The sequence below is a fragment of the Collimonas arenae genome (genome assembly GCF_001584165.1).
In the GTDB taxonomy this organism is placed as follows: domain Bacteria; phylum Pseudomonadota; class Gammaproteobacteria; order Burkholderiales; family Burkholderiaceae_D; genus Collimonas; species Collimonas arenae.
In genome coordinates this window covers 4,596,244-4,612,855 of the sequence record NZ_CP013233.1, presented here as the reverse complement: position 1 = coordinate 4,612,855, position 16,612 = coordinate 4,596,244, and the positions used below count along the sequence as shown (strand labels likewise).

14 protein-coding genes and 2 pseudogenes are annotated in these 16,612 nt (G+C 59.3%); 7 read left to right on the top strand and 9 right to left on the bottom strand.

All coding sequences use genetic code 11. The annotated features are described in order from the left end of the window. Positions 1 to 205 precede the first annotated feature (205 nt). Together CAter10_RS22960 and CAter10_RS21140 are read left to right on the top strand one after the other, a co-directional pair. Entirely contained in the window at positions 206 to 556 is a 351-nt protein-coding gene (locus tag CAter10_RS22960) for a hypothetical protein (protein WP_164840477.1), read from the top strand. Continuing rightward, complete coding sequence (locus CAter10_RS21140) at positions 547 to 1,335, top strand: GGDEF domain-containing protein (protein WP_061535000.1); 789 nt, start codon at positions 547 to 549, stop codon at positions 1,333 to 1,335. Before CAter10_RS22960 ends, CAter10_RS21140 begins: the two co-directional genes overlap by 10 nt. Positions 1,336 to 1,478: 143 nt before the next feature. On the opposite strand, the gene CAter10_RS21135 is transcribed toward CAter10_RS21140, so the two are convergent. The 3 genes and pseudogenes from CAter10_RS21135 to CAter10_RS21125 all read right to left on the bottom strand — a co-directional run bounded on the left by CAter10_RS21135 (position 1,479) and on the right by CAter10_RS21125 (position 5,007). Then, positions 1,479 to 2,384: a recombination-associated protein RdgC gene (locus CAter10_RS21135; RefSeq protein WP_061534999.1), complete on the bottom strand. Its 906-nt coding sequence runs from the start codon at positions 2,382 to 2,384 to the stop codon at positions 1,479 to 1,481. Positions 2,385 to 2,547: 163 nt separating this feature from the next. Beyond that, positions 2,548 to 2,838, bottom strand: coding sequence for a DUF4404 family protein (locus CAter10_RS21130; RefSeq protein WP_231879090.1), 291 nt, complete (start codon positions 2,836 to 2,838; stop codon positions 2,548 to 2,550). A gap of 106 nt (positions 2,839 to 2,944) precedes the next feature. Next, positions 2,945 to 5,007: pseudogene (locus tag CAter10_RS21125) on the bottom strand (UvrD-helicase domain-containing protein). 144 nt (positions 5,008 to 5,151) lie between these two features. Between CAter10_RS21125 and CAter10_RS21120 the strand changes: the two are divergent. After that, the gene (locus CAter10_RS21120) at positions 5,152 to 5,631 is read left to right on the top strand and encodes an SRPBCC family protein (protein WP_061535495.1); all 480 of its coding nucleotides are present in this window, start codon (positions 5,152 to 5,154) and stop codon (positions 5,629 to 5,631) included. Between the two features lie 260 nt (positions 5,632 to 5,891). Here CAter10_RS21120 and CAter10_RS21115 read toward each other — a convergent pair whose 3' ends face one another. Together CAter10_RS21115 and CAter10_RS21110 are read right to left on the bottom strand one after the other, a co-directional pair. Then, complete coding sequence (locus tag CAter10_RS21115; protein WP_061534998.1) at positions 5,892 to 6,521, bottom strand: response regulator; 630 nt, start codon at positions 6,519 to 6,521, stop codon at positions 5,892 to 5,894. A 25-nt stretch (positions 6,522 to 6,546) separates the two neighbouring features. Beyond that, positions 6,547 to 7,917, bottom strand: coding sequence for a cache domain-containing protein (locus CAter10_RS21110; RefSeq protein WP_061534997.1), 1,371 nt, complete (start codon positions 7,915 to 7,917; stop codon positions 6,547 to 6,549). A 241-nt stretch (positions 7,918 to 8,158) separates the two neighbouring features. On the opposite strand from CAter10_RS21110, the gene CAter10_RS21105 reads away from it, so the two are divergent. Both CAter10_RS21105 and CAter10_RS21100 read left to right on the top strand, forming a co-directional pair. Further along, positions 8,159 to 10,231 (top strand): carbon starvation CstA family protein, encoded by a 2,073-nt coding sequence (locus CAter10_RS21105; protein WP_061534996.1) that lies wholly within the window; start codon positions 8,159 to 8,161, stop codon positions 10,229 to 10,231. 10 nt (positions 10,232 to 10,241) lie between these two features. Next, positions 10,242 to 10,442 (top strand): YbdD/YjiX family protein, encoded by a 201-nt coding sequence (locus CAter10_RS21100; protein ID WP_041742732.1) that lies wholly within the window; start codon positions 10,242 to 10,244, stop codon positions 10,440 to 10,442. A 103-nt stretch (positions 10,443 to 10,545) separates the two neighbouring features. On the opposite strand, the gene CAter10_RS21095 is transcribed toward CAter10_RS21100, so the two are convergent. The 4 genes from CAter10_RS21095 to CAter10_RS21080 all read right to left on the bottom strand — a co-directional run bounded on the left by CAter10_RS21095 (position 10,546) and on the right by CAter10_RS21080 (position 13,778). Continuing rightward, complete coding sequence (locus CAter10_RS21095) at positions 10,546 to 11,097, bottom strand: DUF6622 family protein (RefSeq protein ID WP_335339756.1); 552 nt, start codon at positions 11,095 to 11,097, stop codon at positions 10,546 to 10,548. A 141-nt stretch (positions 11,098 to 11,238) separates the two neighbouring features. Further along, complete coding sequence (locus tag CAter10_RS21090) at positions 11,239 to 11,940, bottom strand: GntR family transcriptional regulator (protein WP_205630272.1); 702 nt, start codon at positions 11,938 to 11,940, stop codon at positions 11,239 to 11,241. Between the two features lie 264 nt (positions 11,941 to 12,204). After that, positions 12,205 to 12,705 carry a hypothetical protein gene (locus CAter10_RS21085; RefSeq protein WP_061534993.1) on the bottom strand — a complete coding sequence of 167 codons (501 nt, stop codon included), beginning with the start codon at positions 12,703 to 12,705 and terminating at the stop codon, positions 12,205 to 12,207. Then, complete coding sequence (locus tag CAter10_RS21080) at positions 12,702 to 13,778, bottom strand: MGDG synthase family glycosyltransferase (RefSeq protein WP_061534992.1); 1,077 nt, start codon at positions 13,776 to 13,778, stop codon at positions 12,702 to 12,704. The genes CAter10_RS21085 and CAter10_RS21080 overlap by 4 nt, the downstream gene beginning before the upstream one ends. Positions 13,779 to 14,123: 345 nt before the next feature. On the opposite strand from CAter10_RS21080, the gene CAter10_RS21075 reads away from it, so the two are divergent. Together CAter10_RS21075 and CAter10_RS21070 are read left to right on the top strand one after the other, a co-directional pair. Beyond that, on the top strand, positions 14,124 to 15,023 hold the full coding sequence (locus tag CAter10_RS21075; protein ID WP_061534991.1) for a DMT family transporter: 900 nt from the start codon (positions 14,124 to 14,126) through the stop codon (positions 15,021 to 15,023). A 124-nt stretch (positions 15,024 to 15,147) separates the two neighbouring features. Then, a pseudogene (locus CAter10_RS21070) lies at positions 15,148 to 16,598 on the top strand (MFS transporter). Positions 16,599 to 16,612 lie beyond the last annotated feature (14 nt).

Sequence of the window (16,612 nt, the reverse complement as noted above, 5' to 3'; positions counted from 1 at the left end):
GTAGTGCAATAATTTTGATAGATAACTTAACAATCCCGCATCCATGCGAATATGCGAATGCCAGAAGATTTAGCGCTAATGTTTTTGCATGGAAATACATCCCGCATCCATTTCGCTGGAAAAATGCATTGGTGTCTGTTACGCGTGGCTGCTTGTTGCCAATCAAACTAGAAAAACAAATGGCAACCTACAGGAAATCGGGTACATGACACAGCAACGTTCAAGAGAATTCAATGCGATGGCGCTTGGCATGGTTGCCCGCGTCGCCTTGAGCGGCTTGCTGGATACATTGCTGCTATGGGGATTTTCGCGTGCCGGGGTAATCGAGCCGGAGATTGCGCTGCTGTATGGCATGGTCGTGGTGATCGTCAACGGCATCTTCTATTTGCTGATCCGCAGCGGAGTCAATCGTCGCTACAAATATCCCAGCATGATGTTTCCGCAGATGGTGACGGCGCTGTTGATGCAGACCGCTTTCATGATCATGGCGCCTCATGTTGGCTATCTGTTCCTGATCAATTTCTTCATTATCTACGGCTTCGGGTATTGGGACTGAGTACCTTCTGGTACGTGGTCAGCTGGCTGATCGGTTCGCTGGCGCTTGTGCTGGCCTTCAGTGTGATGGGGTCGCACTTGAGCTTCCCGGTCGCCACCAATTTCAGCCAGCTGCTGGTTTGCCTGTCCTTCATCCTGACTCTGGGGCGTTGCATCTACCTGGCCAACATGCTGAGCCGCATGCAGCGCAAGATGACCGAGAAGAACCAGCAGCTGGTGCAGGCCATGAAGCGGGTGCAGGAACTGGCCACGCGCGACGAACTGACCAACATCGAGAACCGTCGTTCGCTGATGGAAATTCTGGCGGTCGAACAGAAGCGCTTCCAGCGCGGCGGTACGCCGTTCTGCATCGCCATCCTTGATCTGGACGGCTTCAAGTCAGTCAATGACAATTTCGGCCATGCAGCCGGCGATATGGTGCTCAAGACCTTCGTCGAGATCGTGCGCAATGAAATGCGCTTGAGCGACCACTTTGCCCGTTATGGCGGCGATGAATTCGTACTGGTGCTGACCGGTACCACGGTCAGTGAAGGCGTGACTGCGCTCGACCGCATCTGCGCCGAAACTGAAGTCTACGATTGGAGCAAGTTTGGACAAGGCATTGTGCTGACTGCTTCGATCGGGATTACCGATTTCCGTCCGGGGGAAACCATCGACGCTGCATTTCAGCGTGCCGACATGGCCCTGTACGCGGCCAAATCGGCTGGGCGCAATCGCGTCATGATCAGCCCTGACAGTTTCGATACCTCAAGCGACGGCACCACCATCCGCGCGTTCTAGTTGGACTCTGCATAAGCTACTGCGCCCGGCAATCTCAACGCTGTGATGCTCACCGTACTTTCGTACGGCTGCGCTTCTCGCGCTGACATTGACGGGCTCGCTACGCTTCTGCAGAGCCCCTTGCCGGCTGTTAAAACTTGTTTTTAACTTAGGGCTTGGGCTTCGCCGCCTAATGCAAATACCAGGTCGTTGAGCATCTTGCTTAGTTCGCCGGTCATCAGCATCATGTCGGAATCGAAACGTTCGTCGTCGTTCTTGCTGCTGGTGTCGTTGCCTTCTTTCAGGACGTCCAGCGGCGCGATGCGTTTGATTGCCAAGGATTCGGTCAGGACGAAGGAAATGTGGTCGGCCCAGGTCATGGCCAGGCGCGTGCATTGCTTGCCGGCGGCGATGTGGCGCCGGACGTCGTCGGCTTCGATGGTGTGGCGTACGTAGCGGACGGTGGCCTTGCCCTCGCCGGTGGCGCGCAGTTCGGTGTCCTGGTCAACGGTGAAGCCGTGCGGCGCTTCATCCGATGCCAGCCAGTTGGTCATCGAGGTCAGCGGCGAGTGCGCGGTGCGCAGGCCGGAAATCTGCAATTTATCGACCGATGCCAGCAGCAGCTTGAGGATTTCCTCGGCCTTGGTCGGGCTGGCGGCGTCGATCACCAGCCAACCGTTGACCGGATCGATCCAGACCCAGGTATTGCGCTGGATGCTGAACGCGCGCGGCAGCAGTTCGTCGGTGATTTGTTCCTTGAGGTCCTTGAGCTGCTTGCGGCCGGGCGCAAAGCCTTGCTGCTCTTCAATCTCGGCGGCGCGCGCCTTGGTGACCTGGTTGACGACGGTGGCCGGCAACAATTTCTTTTCAGTGCCAAGCAGGATCATCATCTGGCGATTGACGGTATGCACCAGCATGCCGTTCTCGCGCGGCGACAGCCAGCCCTGGCTTTGCAATTCCAGACTGCTGCACTTGGCGAAAGCCTGCGGTGCCAGGAAGGCTTCCAATTGTTCTGCGGAGATGGCCCACGGAGCGGGAATTCGGAAAATTTGGAGATTTTTAAACCACATGGCGTTCCAATAAAATAAAGCAATCGCAGGCACGGCTTCATGGCCACACATCGTGCGGCGATTATGCTGTGCCCAAATCGGTTAAACGGGAAGTTTGAAGCAGCAGTTGCAGGCCAGGTCGCGCGAGGCCAATCCAGCCTGCAAAGTTAAATTGACGGGATGATCAGATACCCATATTGGTCAGTGTATCGGCGATTTCGCGCAATACCGGTTCCAGATGCGGATGTTTCACTGCCAGCCGCGCCGAAATGCCTTGCGCGCGTTCCACCAATTCCGAGCGCAGATCGGGTTCCGGCGCTTTGGCGGCGATGTCTGCTGCATCTTTTTTGAGCAGGTCCTGGATGTCGATATCCAGCTTTTGCAGCAGTTCCTTCAGTTCATTATCGACTGTACCGTTGCTTTCCAGCGTGGTGTGGAGCTTTTGCAGTGATGCCTTGATATTGTCGATGGTCATGGTGTGCTACTCCTGAAGTAAGTGTTGCGGTTCCGTACAGGCTGGAACCGGCATGCATTTTGGGCCGACCGCAAGATTCGCGGTGCGTCCTGACTTGCCTATCATCTCACGCCGCTCGCGGCTTCTGCAACAATGCCTTCAAACTGGCCAGGCGGTTCTGCGGCGTGATCTGTTCGGCTTCGGTCGGCACTGCGTCGCCCTCGTCGAGCCGCATTTCCTTGACGAAGCGCGATATCTCGCAATGGATCGATTCGCCGGCGCGCTTGCGCTTCTTGCACCAGCTGACATGCAGGCTGCGCTGGGCGCGTGTGATGCCGACGTACATCAGGCGTCGTTCTTCCTCGATGCGGGCGGCGATGGTCTCGGGCGGCGCGTCCGGATCGCCCTTGTGCGGCAGGATGCCCTCTTCGACGCCGATAAGGAAGACGTGCGGGTATTCCAGCCCTTTGGAGGCGTGCAGGGTCGACATGCGCACCGCATCCGGTTCTTCGTCGCGCCCTTCCAGCATCGACATCAGCGCCACCATCTGGGTCAGTTCCAGCAGATTGCGCTCGTCGCCGTCGCCTTCCTTGCCGCCGTTGCCCTTTTCCTTCAGCCAGTTGGTGAAGTCCAGCACGTTTTGCCATTTGCCTTGCGCGGCGCGGTCGTCGAAGCTGTCGTACAGGTAATGCTCGTAATTGATTTCCTTCATCATGTCATCCAGCACCGCCGCCGCATTTTCGCCGCTGCCAGCCGGGCCGACGCGGCTGGCGCGCGCTTCCAGCTGGTTGATGAAATGGCAGAATTCGCGCAGCGGATACAGCTGGCGGTCGGTCAGCTTGGCTTCGATGCCGCCTTTGAACACGGCTTCGAACAGCGAGCACTGCCATTGGCCGGCCACTGTGCCCAGCACCTCCAGCGTGGCCTGACCAACGCCGCGCTTGGGCGTGGTGATGGCGCGGATGAAGGCCGGATCGTCGTCTTCGTTGGCGATCAGGCGCAGGTAACTGATGATGTCCTTGATTTCGGCGCGGTCGAAGAAACTTTGGCCGCCCGACATCGTGTACGGGATGCGTTCGCGCCGCAGCGCTTTTTCAAAAATTCGCGATTGGTGGTTGCCGCGGTACAGGATGGCGTAATCGGAGAACTTGGCGCGTCGCTCGAAGCGGTGTGCCGACAGCATGATCGCCACCTGCTCCGCCTCTTTCTCGTCATCTTCCATGCCCATCACCTTGATCGGATCGCCCAGGCCGTGTTCCGACCACAGCTTCTTGTCGAACAGCTTGGGGTTGTTGCCGATCACCGCGTTGGCGGCTTGCAGGATGCGGGTCGAGGAACGGTAATTCTGTTCCAGCTTGATGACTTTCAGGTCGGGGAAATCGACCTGCAGGGTTTTCAGGTTTTCGATGGTGGCGCCGCGCCAGGCGTAGATCGCCTGGTCGTCGTCGCCCACCGCGGTAAACATCGGTTTCTTGCCGAGCCCGGTCACCAGCAACTTGACCAGTTCGTACTGGCAGGTGTTGGTGTCCTGATATTCATCGACCAGCAGATAGCGCAGGCGGCGCTGCCATTTGTCGCGCACCGTTTCATTGCTGCGGAACAGTTCCACCGGCAACCGGATGAGATCATCGAAATCCACCGCCTGGTAGGCCGCCAGTGTCGCCACATAGCTGCGGTAGATGCGCGCGGCCTGGGCTTCGTCTTCAGTGACCGCCTGCTTGATGGCCTGTTCTGGATCTACCAGGCCGTTTTTCCACAGCGACATGGCGGTCTGGATGCGGCGGATCAGTTGTTTATCGGTGGTAATGGCCAGGTCTTGCACGATTGAAAAGCAATCGTCGCTGTCCATGATCGAGAAACGGTCTTTCAGGCCCAGTTCGCGCGCTTCCTGGCGCAGGATCTTGACCCGAGCGAATGAAAGGTGCTGACCGTGATGTGCTTGGCCTGTTTCGGATCCTTGAGCAGCTTGGCGATCCGCTCCTGCATTTCGGTAGCCGCCTTGTTGGTAAAGGTCAGCGCGGCGATATGCTTGGCGTCGTAGCCGCAATCCTCGATCAAGTGCTGGATTTTCTGCGTGATCACGCGCGTTTTGCCCGAACCGGCGCCGGCCAGCACCAGGCAGGGGCCGTCAAGATACTTGACGGCTTCCCGTTGGGGAGCATTCAGACCGAAATTGGGGGTAGACGACATAAGTGACAAGACAGCGACAAGCCGGAAGGAGCAAAGCGCTGTATTTTAACAGTGTGGGAGTGCTGCGACCCTGCTTACCGTCTTGCCCCAGCTAGGCCGCCGAATATGGGACAATTCGTCATCAACCCATTTGCCGGACATGCCATGAAATTCAGCCATCTGATCGAAATCAACGATCCCCTCAACCCGCTGATCGACACCTTGACGCGCGAGCAATTGTGGCGCGGGCTGGTCATGCGCGCCGAACAGCCGATGTTGTTTGTCGAGCATCTCGACGACTGCCAGCTATCCGAGCAGTCGATGCAGTCGGTCACGCGTGAGTTGCGCTATGGCAAAGTCATCGTGCGCGACATCGTCAGCTACCTGCCGCAGCTCCAGGTGCGCTACCAGGTGCCAAAACAGCAGGATATCGGCGGCTCCAACCTGATCATGACGATTGAGGAACCGGAGCCGGAAATGCTGTTTGTGCGTTTCGAGTATGAGGACGACGCCGTTGAGTTGCAGCCGGCGGCCCAGGCCGAACAAGAGTTTTACGACGAATTCCGGCGTTCCGCCTATCAGGAAGCCGATATCGACACGGTGCGTGTCATCCGCGAACTGGCTGCCGAAGGCCGGTTGGGATAAAACCCGGCTGCGGTCCTGATGCCGTAAAGTTAAGACGGGATTCCGCTTGTCGTGTCTTGTCTCGCTGCCCGTCCGGCCGACCCGGACTCGGCGCCCCGACTAGGTGTCTCCAGCTCGGCTCCCCGTCATTCCCGCGAGCGCGAGAATCCATTTTCAGTGCGCCCATTCAGCAATTTGGATCCCCGCGTTCGCGGGGATGACGAATGAGGTGTCTGTAGAGGCGGGGCGCGCAATTCATTCAAATCTTTACGGACCGGCTTTTATCGGAAGTTGTTTTCCACCGCAAACTTGATCAATTCCGCCTGGCCGTCGATATCCAGCTTGCGCTTGATGTTGAGCCGGTGCGCTTCGACGGTGCGCACGCTCAGGTCCAGTTCGCGGGCAATCTGCTTGTTCGATTCGCCGTTCGCGATGTGCTGCAGCACCTGCCTTTCGCGCGCAGTCAGCAACTGGCCCGGCGTCATTGGCCGCGCCAGTTTTTGCGCCAGCGCGGCGCTGTAATAGATCCCCCCTGAAATCACCGTTTCGATCGCGTGCACGATGTCCTTGCCAGGTGCGTCCTTGAGCACATAGCCGCGCGCGCCGGCCTGCACCGACTGCATCAGGTACTCGGTCTTGTCGTGCATGCTCAGGATCAGCACGGCGATTTCCGGGAAGTCCACATGAAAACGGGCGGTCAGGTCGATGCCGTTGATGCTGCCGCGCAGGTTGATATCCATCAGGATCAGGTCGATCGGCTGCTGCTCGGCGCGCTGCAAGGCTTCTTCGGCGCTGCCGGCCTCGGCTACGATGTCGAAATGCGGCACCGCCTCCAGCCGTGCGCGCAGGCCGTCGCGCACCAGCGGGTGGTCGTCGACCAGCATGATTTTGGTGGATGGTTGATCGGACATTGATTCTTTTCTGTGAGGCGCAGCGTTACGCCGCTTTCAATTGGGATCGGGGGATTGTGGCGAGCACAGTGGTGCCCGCTGACGATGAACTCACTTCCAGTTTACCGCCGACCGCTTCCAGCCGTTCCGCCATATTGCGCAGGCCGATGCCGCGTTTTGGATTGCCGTCGATCTGCGCCATGTCAAAGCCGACGCCATCGTCGTGCACGGTTAGCGTAATTGCTTGTCCATCGTCCTGCAAGTGCATGACGATCTGCTTGGCTTGCGCGTGGCGGGCAATATTGGTCAGGGCTTCCTGGGCGATGCGGAACAGCACTGTATTGACCACGGTGGGCATGTCATCGGTGTTGCCGGAGACGCTGAAATCGATCGGAGTGCCGGCGTGCGCCTGCCATTCCTGGCCGAGGTGGCCGAGCGCTGCCGCCAGGCCCAGGTCATCGAGGATGGCGGGCCGCAAGTCGTGCGAGATGCGGCGCACTTCGCCCAGCACATCGTTGAGTTGGCCGGCAGTGCGTTCGAAGTTGGTCCTGGCTGCGGCGGCATGCTGCGGACCGTTGTCGAGCTTGGCGATGCCGGCCTCGACCTGCAGCTTGATCGACACGAGCCACTGGCTGATGCCATCGTGCAAGTCGCGTGACAGCCTGGCGCGCTCCTCCTCCTGCGAGCGCACCACGCGCTGCGCCAACACCTTCAGCTTGGCGTCAGCGACGCGGTGTTCGCTGATATTCAGCACCAGCCCGGAAGCGCCGACCACCAGTGCGCTGAGGATGGCGATGCCGGCGATCCACCACATGGTGCTGAGGATATTGCCGGAGACCTGGGTATCGATCTTGTTGAGCGCATCGTCAACATCATCCAGATAGATGCCGGTGCCGAGCATCCAGCCCCATTTCGGCAGCGGCACGACATAGCCGAGCTTGGGAGCGACATGGTGGCTGGACGGCTTGGTCCACAGATAGCGTTCGAAGCCACCGCCGTTGCGGGCGCGTTCGATCAGGTGCTGGATGGTCAGGCTGCCGTTGGCGTCTTTCATGCCCCACAGGTTGCGGCCCACCAGTTCCGGTTGGCGCGGATGCATCAGGTTGTTGCCTTGCATGTCGTAGACAAAGAAATAACCATCGTCGCCGTACGACAGTTTGGCCAGGATCGCCTTGGCCTGGTCAAGGGTGGCCTGGTCGTTGCGGCCGGAATCGTACAGATGCGCGATCGAACGCGTGGCCAGCGCGACATAGTGGTTCAGCTCGGCTTCCTTGCTGGCCAGGTAAGCGGCCTGGATCGTCGCCCGTTGCTGCTGGCCGAGCGAGATCGCCTGGTGCCGCACCGCCAGCGCGATGGCGCACAACGCCAGGATCAGTGGGACGATCGCCAGGAAGATGATTTTTTGCCGTAATTTCATGGCGCTACTTTACTCGGAAATGCATGGGAATCCACAAAATCCCTTGGCCGCCGGGCTTGCACCGACAACCGCGTATACGTAGTTCTACCTAGAAATGCTGCGTAGTTCCTCGCTTGTTCCCAACCCGCATTTGCCAAATACTTGGCCGGCTACATTCGGGGGAGTTTTTGCGTCCTGGCAAATCGCCCTCTATCAATAAAAACAATATTTCACAAATTCATTCCCGGTTGGGAGGAGAACAATGAATCGTCTATTTTCAAAAATGGGCTGGCTTGCGCTGGCCCTGCTCGGTGCATTCGCGTTTGGCTATATCGGCCTGCAGCGCGGCGAATCCATCAGCGCCATCTGGATCGTGATTGCCGCAGTCTGCGTCTATCTGATCGCCTACCGTTTCTACAGCCTGTATATTTCCGACAAGGTGCTCGGCCTCGACGCCACACGGATGACGCCCGCGTACAAATACAACGACGGGCTGGATTATGTGCCGACCAACAAGAACGTCTTGTTCGGCCATCATTTTGCGGCGATTGCCGGCGCCGGCCCGTTGGTCGGTCCGGTGCTGGCGGCGCAGATGGGTTATCTGCCAGGCATGTTATGGATACTGGCCGGCGTGGTGTTTGCCGGTGCAGTGCAGGATCTGATGGTGCTGTTCATCTCGACCCGGCGCGACGGCCGTTCCCTTGGCGACCTGATCAAGTCCGAGCTAGGACCGATTCCGGGCGTGATCGCATTGCTCGGTACGTTCATGATCATGGTGATCATCCTGGCGGTGCTGGCGCTGATCGTGGTCAAGGCGCTGGCGGAATCGCCGTGGGGTACTTTCACGGTGGCGGCGACCATCCCGATTGCATTGTTCATGGGCGTCTACACCCGCTACCTGCGTCCGGGCCGGGTTGGCGAGATTTCGCTGATCGGCTTTGTGTTGTTGATGCTGGCGATTGTCGGCGGCCAGTATGTGCATGACCATCCGGTGTTGTCTGCGATGTTTACCTTCACCGGCAAGGAATTGACCTGGATGTTGATCGGTTACGGCTTCATCGCTTCGGTGCTGCCGGTGTGGTTGCTGCTGGCGCCGCGCGATTACTTGTCGACCTTTCTCAAGATCGGCACCATCGTCGGCCTGGCGCTGGGCATCGTGTTCGTCGCACCGACGCTGAAGATGCCGGCTTTTACCCAGTTCATGGACGGCTCCGGCCCGGTCTGGTCGGGTAGCTTGTTTCCTTTCCTGTTCATTACCATCGCTTGCGGCGCGGTATCCGGCTTCCATGCGCTGATTGCTTCCGGCACCACGCCCAAATTGCTGGAAAACGAACGCCACGCGCGCTTCATCGGCTACGGCGCGATGCTGATGGAATCGTTCGTCGCCATCATGGCGCTGATCGCTGCTTCCTGTATCGAGCCGGGCGTATACTTCGCCATGAACAGCCCGGCGGCACTGATCGGTACTACCGTCGATTCGGCTGCGCAGGCGGTGTCGCAATGGGGCTTCTACGTGACGCCGGAAATGCTGGCGCAGGTAGCCAAGGATGTCGGCGAGCACAGCATCATTTCACGCGCCGGCGGTGCGCCGACCCTGGCGGTCGGCATGGCGCACATCCTGTCGAGCATCGGCGGTGGCCAAGTCATGATGGCGTTCTGGTACCACTTTGCGATCCTGTTTGAGGCGCTGTTCATCCTGACCGCGGTGGATGCCGGCACCCGCGCCGGCCGCTTCATGCTGCAAGACCTGCTCGGCACCTTCGTGCCTTCCATGCGCAAGATCGATTCGGTGCCGGCCAGCCTGATCGCAACCGCATTGTGTGTCGCCGGCTGGGGTTATTTCCTGTACCAGGGCGTGGTCGATCCGTTGGGCGGCATCAACACCTTGTGGCCGCTGTTCGGCATTTCCAACCAGATGCTGGCGGGAATTGCGCTGATCCTGGCGACCTGCGTGCTGTTCAAGATGAAGCGCGACCGCTTCGCCTGGGTCACCATCTTGCCGACCATCTGGATTCTGATCTGCACGCTGACGGCCGGCTGGCAAAAGATGTTCGACGCCAATCCGCGCGTCGGCTTCCTGGCGCATGCCGAGAAATACCAGGCGGCGCTGGCGGACGGCAAATTGCTGGCGCCGGCCAAGTCAATCGCGCAGATGCAGCAGGTGATTTTCAACGACTACCTGGATGCCGGCCTGGCTGGTTTCTTCATCCTGGTGCTGCTCAGTATCCTCGGGTTTGGCATCAAGACGGTGCTGGCGGCACGCGCAGTCAACAAGCCGAGCACCAAGGAAACGCCATTCGAATCGCTGCCGGCAAGTGCCCTGCCGTCAGCCTGAAAGGCCAAGCATGCTGGAAGAACTGTCGAAAGCGGGACGCTATCTCGGGCAAACCATGCGGTTGATGGTGGGTTTGCCCGAGTACGGCACTTACGTCACGCACATGGAGAACACCCATCCCGGTGAACCGATGATGAGTTACGAAGAGTTTTTCAAGGAGCGCCAGGAAGCCCGTTATGGCGGCAATGGCCGGGTGGGACGCTGCTGCTGAGAGCGGTGCTCCACGTAGATTTGAGTAGTTTTGCATCCTATGGGGGATGTGTTTGCCGACCGCTTATCCGGTCGGCATTTTTTTTGACTTGGCCAGCTACGGATCAGCCGCCGACTTGCCCGCGATAGGCAGTGCCGCTCATTTCAGCTTCGCGATACAGCGTAATGACGCGCAGCAGGCGGCCGATGAACATGCCGTTGAATATGCCATACAGTGCGCACACCGTTGCGACGAAAGCGCTTTCGTGCGCCAGCTGCGGCTGGACCGCAATCAGCACGGCAACCGTGTATTTGGTCACGAAAATCCCCATCATTAACACCAGCGGCAACCAGCTGCCGCGCTGGAACAACACGCCGCGTTCCGGATAAGGAATCACACGGTCACTGCGGAACAGACGCCAGTTGAGGGCTACGGCGACGGCAGCGCTGGCGCACCAGCACAGCGCGGTCAGCGGCGTGATGCCGAAAATCGCCGACATACCCTGCCAGGACAGCGCCAGCATCACCAGAGGGATGACGGATATCTTTCTCAGCGTGACTTCACGATCAACGCTGGCCAGGAGGCCGCGATAGACCAGGAAGGCCAGCAGCGCCCAGACCCAAAGTGGGGTGTGTGAAATGATTTGTGCCAGCATGTTGTACTCCCGTTGATTGATCTGCAGCGATTATCTGGTCGCTGCAGATGCGGGAGTAGCGGAAAGCGACGAAATGCAGGAATACGTCGTGAATCGACCGCTGGCGCGGATGGCGTGCAGCAGGGTTATCCCCTGCCCCGTTATCCCCTGCCGGGCTAATGATTAGCGGACTTCCGCCGTGTACTGGAAGCGCTCCGCCGGGACAAAGGATGTGCGCCACTCAACCGGTTCGCCGGCGTGATCCAGCATCAGCCGCTCCACGCAGATCGCCACGGTCTTGGTTTTCAGCTTGAACACGGCAGCATTGGCGCGGTTCAGCGGCTTCGCCGTCAGGTCGTCAATGGCGCGCGAGACCAGCACGTCGCATTCACTCTCGTAGACCGGATACAGGGATGCCGGAGAGTTGCTTTTTAGGTATTTTTGTAGCTTCCTGAAGCGCGCCAGCGGCAGCCAGATGTGTTCTGACAGCACGATTTCGTCGTCCAAAGAACGGGTGCGATGCAGATACAGCGCCTTGTCGCGCGGCTTGAGTTTGAGTTTGTCAGCCACTGCAACCGGTGGCACCTCGGTTGTCATCGAACGGATTTGTGCTGTCGGCAGCGGATTTTTGGTCTTGCCGTGGAGGCGCACGAAACGCAGCATCGAAGAGCGTTCGGCAGCGCGCGCGACAAACGTCCCGCGTCCTCGCACGCGATCGACAACGCCATCGGTGACCAGCGCGTCCAGCACCTTGCGCATGGTGCCGACAGCGATTTCATATTCAGCGGCCAATTTATCTTCGGACGGCAGCGCTTCATCGGCTGCCCAGCTACGCAAAGTGATTCTTTGCAGCAGATCGTCACGGACCTGGAGGTAGCGCGGCAAGCGCGGATCAGACCCATTTTCCAAAGGGAGAGACGTATTTTTTGCGAGAGAGACGCGTTTTTTTTCAGGAGAGGCGTGTTTTTTTTGGAGAGAGACGCGTTTTTTTTCGGCAGAGACGCATTTTTTGCACTTTTTTTGATCAGCATTAACAACATTTCAAACTTGGAACGGGAGCGCAATTTACCAAGTTCCAATTGTTTTTACAATACCTATATGAATCTCTACTTCTATACAGAACCAGAGATTCACATATCGATCACCAGGCTAGCTGCGGCTCAGCGCTATTTGCACCGAACGCGGTTTGCGTTCCGCCAGCCACAGCAACACGATCGCCGCCGCCGAATAAATCCAGTAGTCGACAGGCACTGCACCCAGCCAGTGCTTGTGCCACGGCACGTCGGCTGGGTTGAAGCGCGCCAGCCCATAAGCGGGATTGAGGACAAACCAAAGCCAGTCTTCGCTGATCCAGAAGGTCATGATGGAAGCCATGATGCGACATTCGCCGCGCCAGTCCCAACTGCCGTTGAACCAGATCGGATAATGGAACATTAGTGCAATGAATGGGAAGATCCAGGCGTGGTAACCGGTCATGGCGCGGCCGCCCCAAAAGATGTCGAGCAACCAGTGATGCTCGATGCGCCAGGTCGGCAGGTTGGCGGCCCAGCCGGCGGCGCCTTCGATCTGGATTTCGACGTTGGCGAAAAAGAAGGCGCTCAGCACTGCCCAGAACAGCATGCCGAACAGGCGGCGGAAAGATGTCGTCATAGTTTGCTCAGTACGGTTTGTAATACGCTACGGCCAGCATCGGGTTTTCCCAATGCCAGGCTGCGTTGTTTCAGGCGCTGCAGCAGCTCTGGCTGCTGCAGCAGTTGACGCACGCGATATTCGAGCGCGGTCAGATCAATGGCTTTCAGTGCTGCGCCCTGTTCCAGCAAGTAATCGGCGTTGCGTTCTTCCTGACCCGGGATCGGTGAATGGATGATCATCGGTACGCCCATCGCCAAGCATTCGGATGTGGTCAGGCCGCCTGGTTTGGTGATCGCCAGGTCAGCGCAAGCCATCAGCTGTTCAACCTGGCTGGTGAAGCCAAACGGGAACAGCCGGCCCGGATGCGCCGCCGCCAGTTCCTGCAAGCTGGCCAGCATTGCCGCATTCTTGCCGGCCAGCGCCACCAGCTGGAAATCTTCGGGCAAGGTCAGCAGTCGCTGGACGGTCTTGTCGAGGCCGCCGATGCCGGCGCCGCCAGACATCATCAATATGGTCTTGCGTTGCGGATCGAGGCCGAACAGCGCCGCACAGCGTTGCCGCTCCAGTGGATAGCCGAAGCCCGGCATGATGGGAATGCCGGTCACGTGCACCGCATCGGCGGCCAGTCCGCGGGTGCGCATGCGATAGGCGATTTCTTCGGTGGCGGCGAAATAGCCGCGCATGTGCGGCTGCAGCCACATGCTGTGCAGGTCGAAATCGGTCACCTGCACCCAGACCGGGCAGGTCACGCGCTGCTTGCCGATTTCACGCGCCAGCAATTCGGCCGGCAGGAAATGGGTGCAGATGATGGCGTCCGGCGCGGCCGCCCGGATCGCCGCGCGCAGCGGCCGGGTACTGATGCGCTCGATCGCGCGCCGCAATTTCTGGCCAGGCGAACTGCTTAGCGCGGTGTCACTTTTTTGATAGACATAACCCCACAGCGCCGGGTGCCGGTTAACCAGGTGCAGGTAGAGATCGGTGTACACCGCGCGGAAACCGGCCGGCACGAAATCCATGGCATCCAGATGTACTGCTTCGGTATCCGGGAATTCAATCGCCGCGTGCGCCTTGAGCGCCTCAGCGGCGCGCATGTGGCCGGCGCCGGCGGAGACACTTAACAGTAAAAGTTTGCGGGGACGGTGCGGAAAGGTCGGACTAGGCGACAACTCATGTGCTGGCTTATCTATAATGATGGACTCCGCCAGATGTTGATGTGCTCCGAAGAATAAAGACAGCTGCTTTCAAGCGTACTCCTTGCAATCGGGATTCAATCTCTTACAGAGCGGATGCATCTTGCCGTTAAGGCTGCAATGCGTCGGCCAATCACGCTGATGATAGGCACAAATCGGCGCTGAGTAAAATGACATTTATGACAAACCATTGGCGCGCCACCGCTTCAATAATGAAGCGCCGCGCCGTTTCCGAAAGATAGCAATATGCCTACCTCCCGCAAGCCGCTCGACGGCTTGGCCATGAGCCTGATGTTGATCCTGTGTACCTGCTGGGGTTTGCAGCAGGTAGCGATCAAGGTGGCGGCGCCGAGCATTTCGCCGATCTTGCAGAACGGTTTGCGTTCGGCGGTGGCGGCGTTGCTGGTGAGCGGCCTGATGTGGTGGCGCGGCAGCAAATTCTCGCTGACCGATGGCAGTTTCTGGCCGGGATTGGTTACCGGCCTGCTGTTCGCCGGCGAATTCCTGTGCGTGTCGATCGGCTTGAATTACACCACCGCTTCGCACATGTCGGTGTTCGTCTACACCGCGCCGATTTTCACCGTGCTCGGCTTACACTGGCTGGTGCCGGGCGAACGTTTCGGCCTGACCCAGTGGCTGGGCGTGCTTGCGGCTTTTGCCGGCATCACCGTGGCGTTTGCCGGTGGCTTCGAAGCCGGCGCCGGTTTCAGTCACACCTTGATCGGCGATGCGCTCGGCGTGCTGGCGGCTGTGTTCTGGGCGGCGACCACCATCATGATCAAGCGTAGCGTGCTGTCCAATGCCGCGCCTAGCATGACCCTGTGGTATCAACTGACCGTCGCGGCGGTGACGTTGCCGCTGCTGGCGCTGCTCACGGGCCAGGCTGACGTGGCGCCGCTGAGCAGCCTCATGTGGGCCAGCCTGGTGTTCCAGTCGCTGATCGTGGCCTTTGGTAGCTTCCTGACCTGGTTCTGGATGCTGCGCCGCTACCTGGCGTCGCGGCTGACCGTGTTTTCATTCCTGACGCCATTGTTCGGCGTCAGTTTCGGCGTGCTGCTGCTGGACGATCCGATCGGCATGCCGTTTGTGTTCGGCGCGCTGCTGGTCTTGAGCGGCATCGTGTTGGTGAATTGGCAGCGTGGCTGAGTAATCATTGTGCAGTCTGCATGTCGATTTTGGCAGTGGCTGTTCGATTAGCTAGCGAGGCCCCTGAATCCGTGGCTCGTTGCCTCTTGCAGAACAGAGCCCGCCATCTTTGGAGAGACTGGCCATGAGTAACCCTTCCATTCATCACGCCGGTGCAGGCGTGCATCACGACCGCCGCTGGCTGGCGCTGATCGTGCTGTGTCTTGGCGTGCTGATGATTGTGCTCGACACCACGATCGTCAACGTCGCGCTGCCATCGATCAAGACCGACCTGCGTTTCTCAGATACTTCGCTGGCCTGGGTGGTGAACGCCTATATGCTGACCTTTGGCGGCTTCCTGCTGCTGGGCGGCCGCCTCGGCGATCTGTATGGGCACCGGCGCTTGTTCCTGATCGGGATTGCACTTTTTACACTGGCATCGCTGGCCTGCGGCTTGTCCGGCACACAAGGCTTTTTGCTGGCAGCGCGCGCGGTACAGGGATTGGCCGGCGCGGTGGTGACGGCGGTGGCTTTGTCGCTGATCATGGATTTGTTTACCGAGGACGGCGACCGCGCCAAGGCGATGGGAGTCTATGGCTTCGTCTGCGCCGGCGGCGGCAGCCTGGGCGCGATGCTGGGTGGCGTGCTGACCGCCAGCCTGAGCTGGCACTGGATTTTCCTGGTCAACCTGCCGATCGGCATTGTCGTCATCATACTGTCGCGACGTTTGCTGCCTGCTGCGCTCGGCCAGGTGCTGTCGCGGCATCTGGACGTGTTTGGCGCCATCACTGTTACGGCAGCGCTGATGCTCGCCGTGTACGCGATCGTCAACGGCAACCAGGCCGGCTGGACCTCGTATCGCACGTTGGGCCAGCTGGCGCTGGCTGTGGCATTGCTGGCGGCATTCCTGGTGATCGAAACGCGGGTGCACACGCCGCTGATGCCATTGCGCCTGTTCCAGTTGCGTAACGTCGCGGTGGCCAATGCGGTGGGTGTGTTGTGGGCGGCGGCGATGTTCGCCTGGTTTTTCCTGTCGGCGCTGTACCTGCAGCTGGTGCTTGGTTACAACCCGTTGCAGGTCGGCTTGGCATTCCTGCCGGCCAATCTGATCATGGCGGTATTTTCACTGGGCATCTCGGCCAAATTAGTCATGCGTTTCGGCATCCGGCGGCCACTGGCGATCGGCTTGCTGATGGCCGCCTGTGGCCTGTTGCTGTTTGCACGGGCGCCGGTCGATGGCCATTTCATTGCTGACGTGCTGCCAGGCATGATCGTGCTTGGCCTGGGCGCCGGGATTGCCTTCAATCCGGTGCTGTTGGCGGCGATGAGCGATGTTGCGCCGTCCGAGTCCGGGCTGGCTTCGGGGTGGTCAATACGTCGTTCATGATGGGAGGAGCGTTGGGACTGGCGGTGCTTGCCAGTTTGGCAGCGTCCCGCAGCGAGGGTTTGCTGGCTGCCGGCTATGCGCAAATCGATGCGCTCAACAGCGGTTATCAGACGGCTTTCCTGGTAGGAGCGTGTTTTGCGGCTTTAGGCGCGGTGCTTGGCGCCTTGCTGTTACGTACCAAAACCGTGGCCGATGCGGTGCCGGCTTGACCGGCAATCCGCAT

Bases quoted from the DNA above. Each gene is read 5' to 3' on its own strand.
- CAter10_RS22960 (WP_164840477.1), top strand. From the start codon at position 206: ATGACACAGCAACGTTCAAGAGAATTCAATGCGATGGCGCTTGGCATG.
- CAter10_RS21135 (WP_061534999.1), bottom strand. From the start codon at position 2,384: ATGTGGTTTAAAAATCTCCAAATTTTCCGAATTCCCGCTCCGTGGGCC.
- CAter10_RS21130 (WP_231879090.1), bottom strand. From the start codon at position 2,838: ATGACCATCGACAATATCAAGGCATCACTGCAAAAGCTCCACACCACG.
- CAter10_RS21120 (WP_061535495.1), top strand. From the start codon at position 5,152: ATGAAATTCAGCCATCTGATCGAAATCAACGATCCCCTCAACCCGCTG.
- CAter10_RS21115 (WP_061534998.1), bottom strand. From the start codon at position 6,521: ATGTCCGATCAACCATCCACCAAAATCATGCTGGTCGACGACCACCCG.
- CAter10_RS21110 (WP_061534997.1), bottom strand. From the start codon at position 7,917: ATGAAATTACGGCAAAAAATCATCTTCCTGGCGATCGTCCCACTGATC.
- CAter10_RS21105 (WP_061534996.1), top strand. From the start codon at position 8,159: ATGAATCGTCTATTTTCAAAAATGGGCTGGCTTGCGCTGGCCCTGCTC.
- CAter10_RS21100 (WP_041742732.1), top strand. From the start codon at position 10,242: ATGCTGGAAGAACTGTCGAAAGCGGGACGCTATCTCGGGCAAACCATG.
- CAter10_RS21085 (WP_061534993.1), bottom strand. From the start codon at position 12,705: ATGACGACATCTTTCCGCCGCCTGTTCGGCATGCTGTTCTGGGCAGTG.
- CAter10_RS21080 (WP_061534992.1), bottom strand. From the start codon at position 13,778: ATGCGCGCCGCTGAGGCGCTCAAGGCGCACGCGGCGATTGAATTCCCG.
- CAter10_RS21075 (WP_061534991.1), top strand. From the start codon at position 14,124: ATGCCTACCTCCCGCAAGCCGCTCGACGGCTTGGCCATGAGCCTGATG.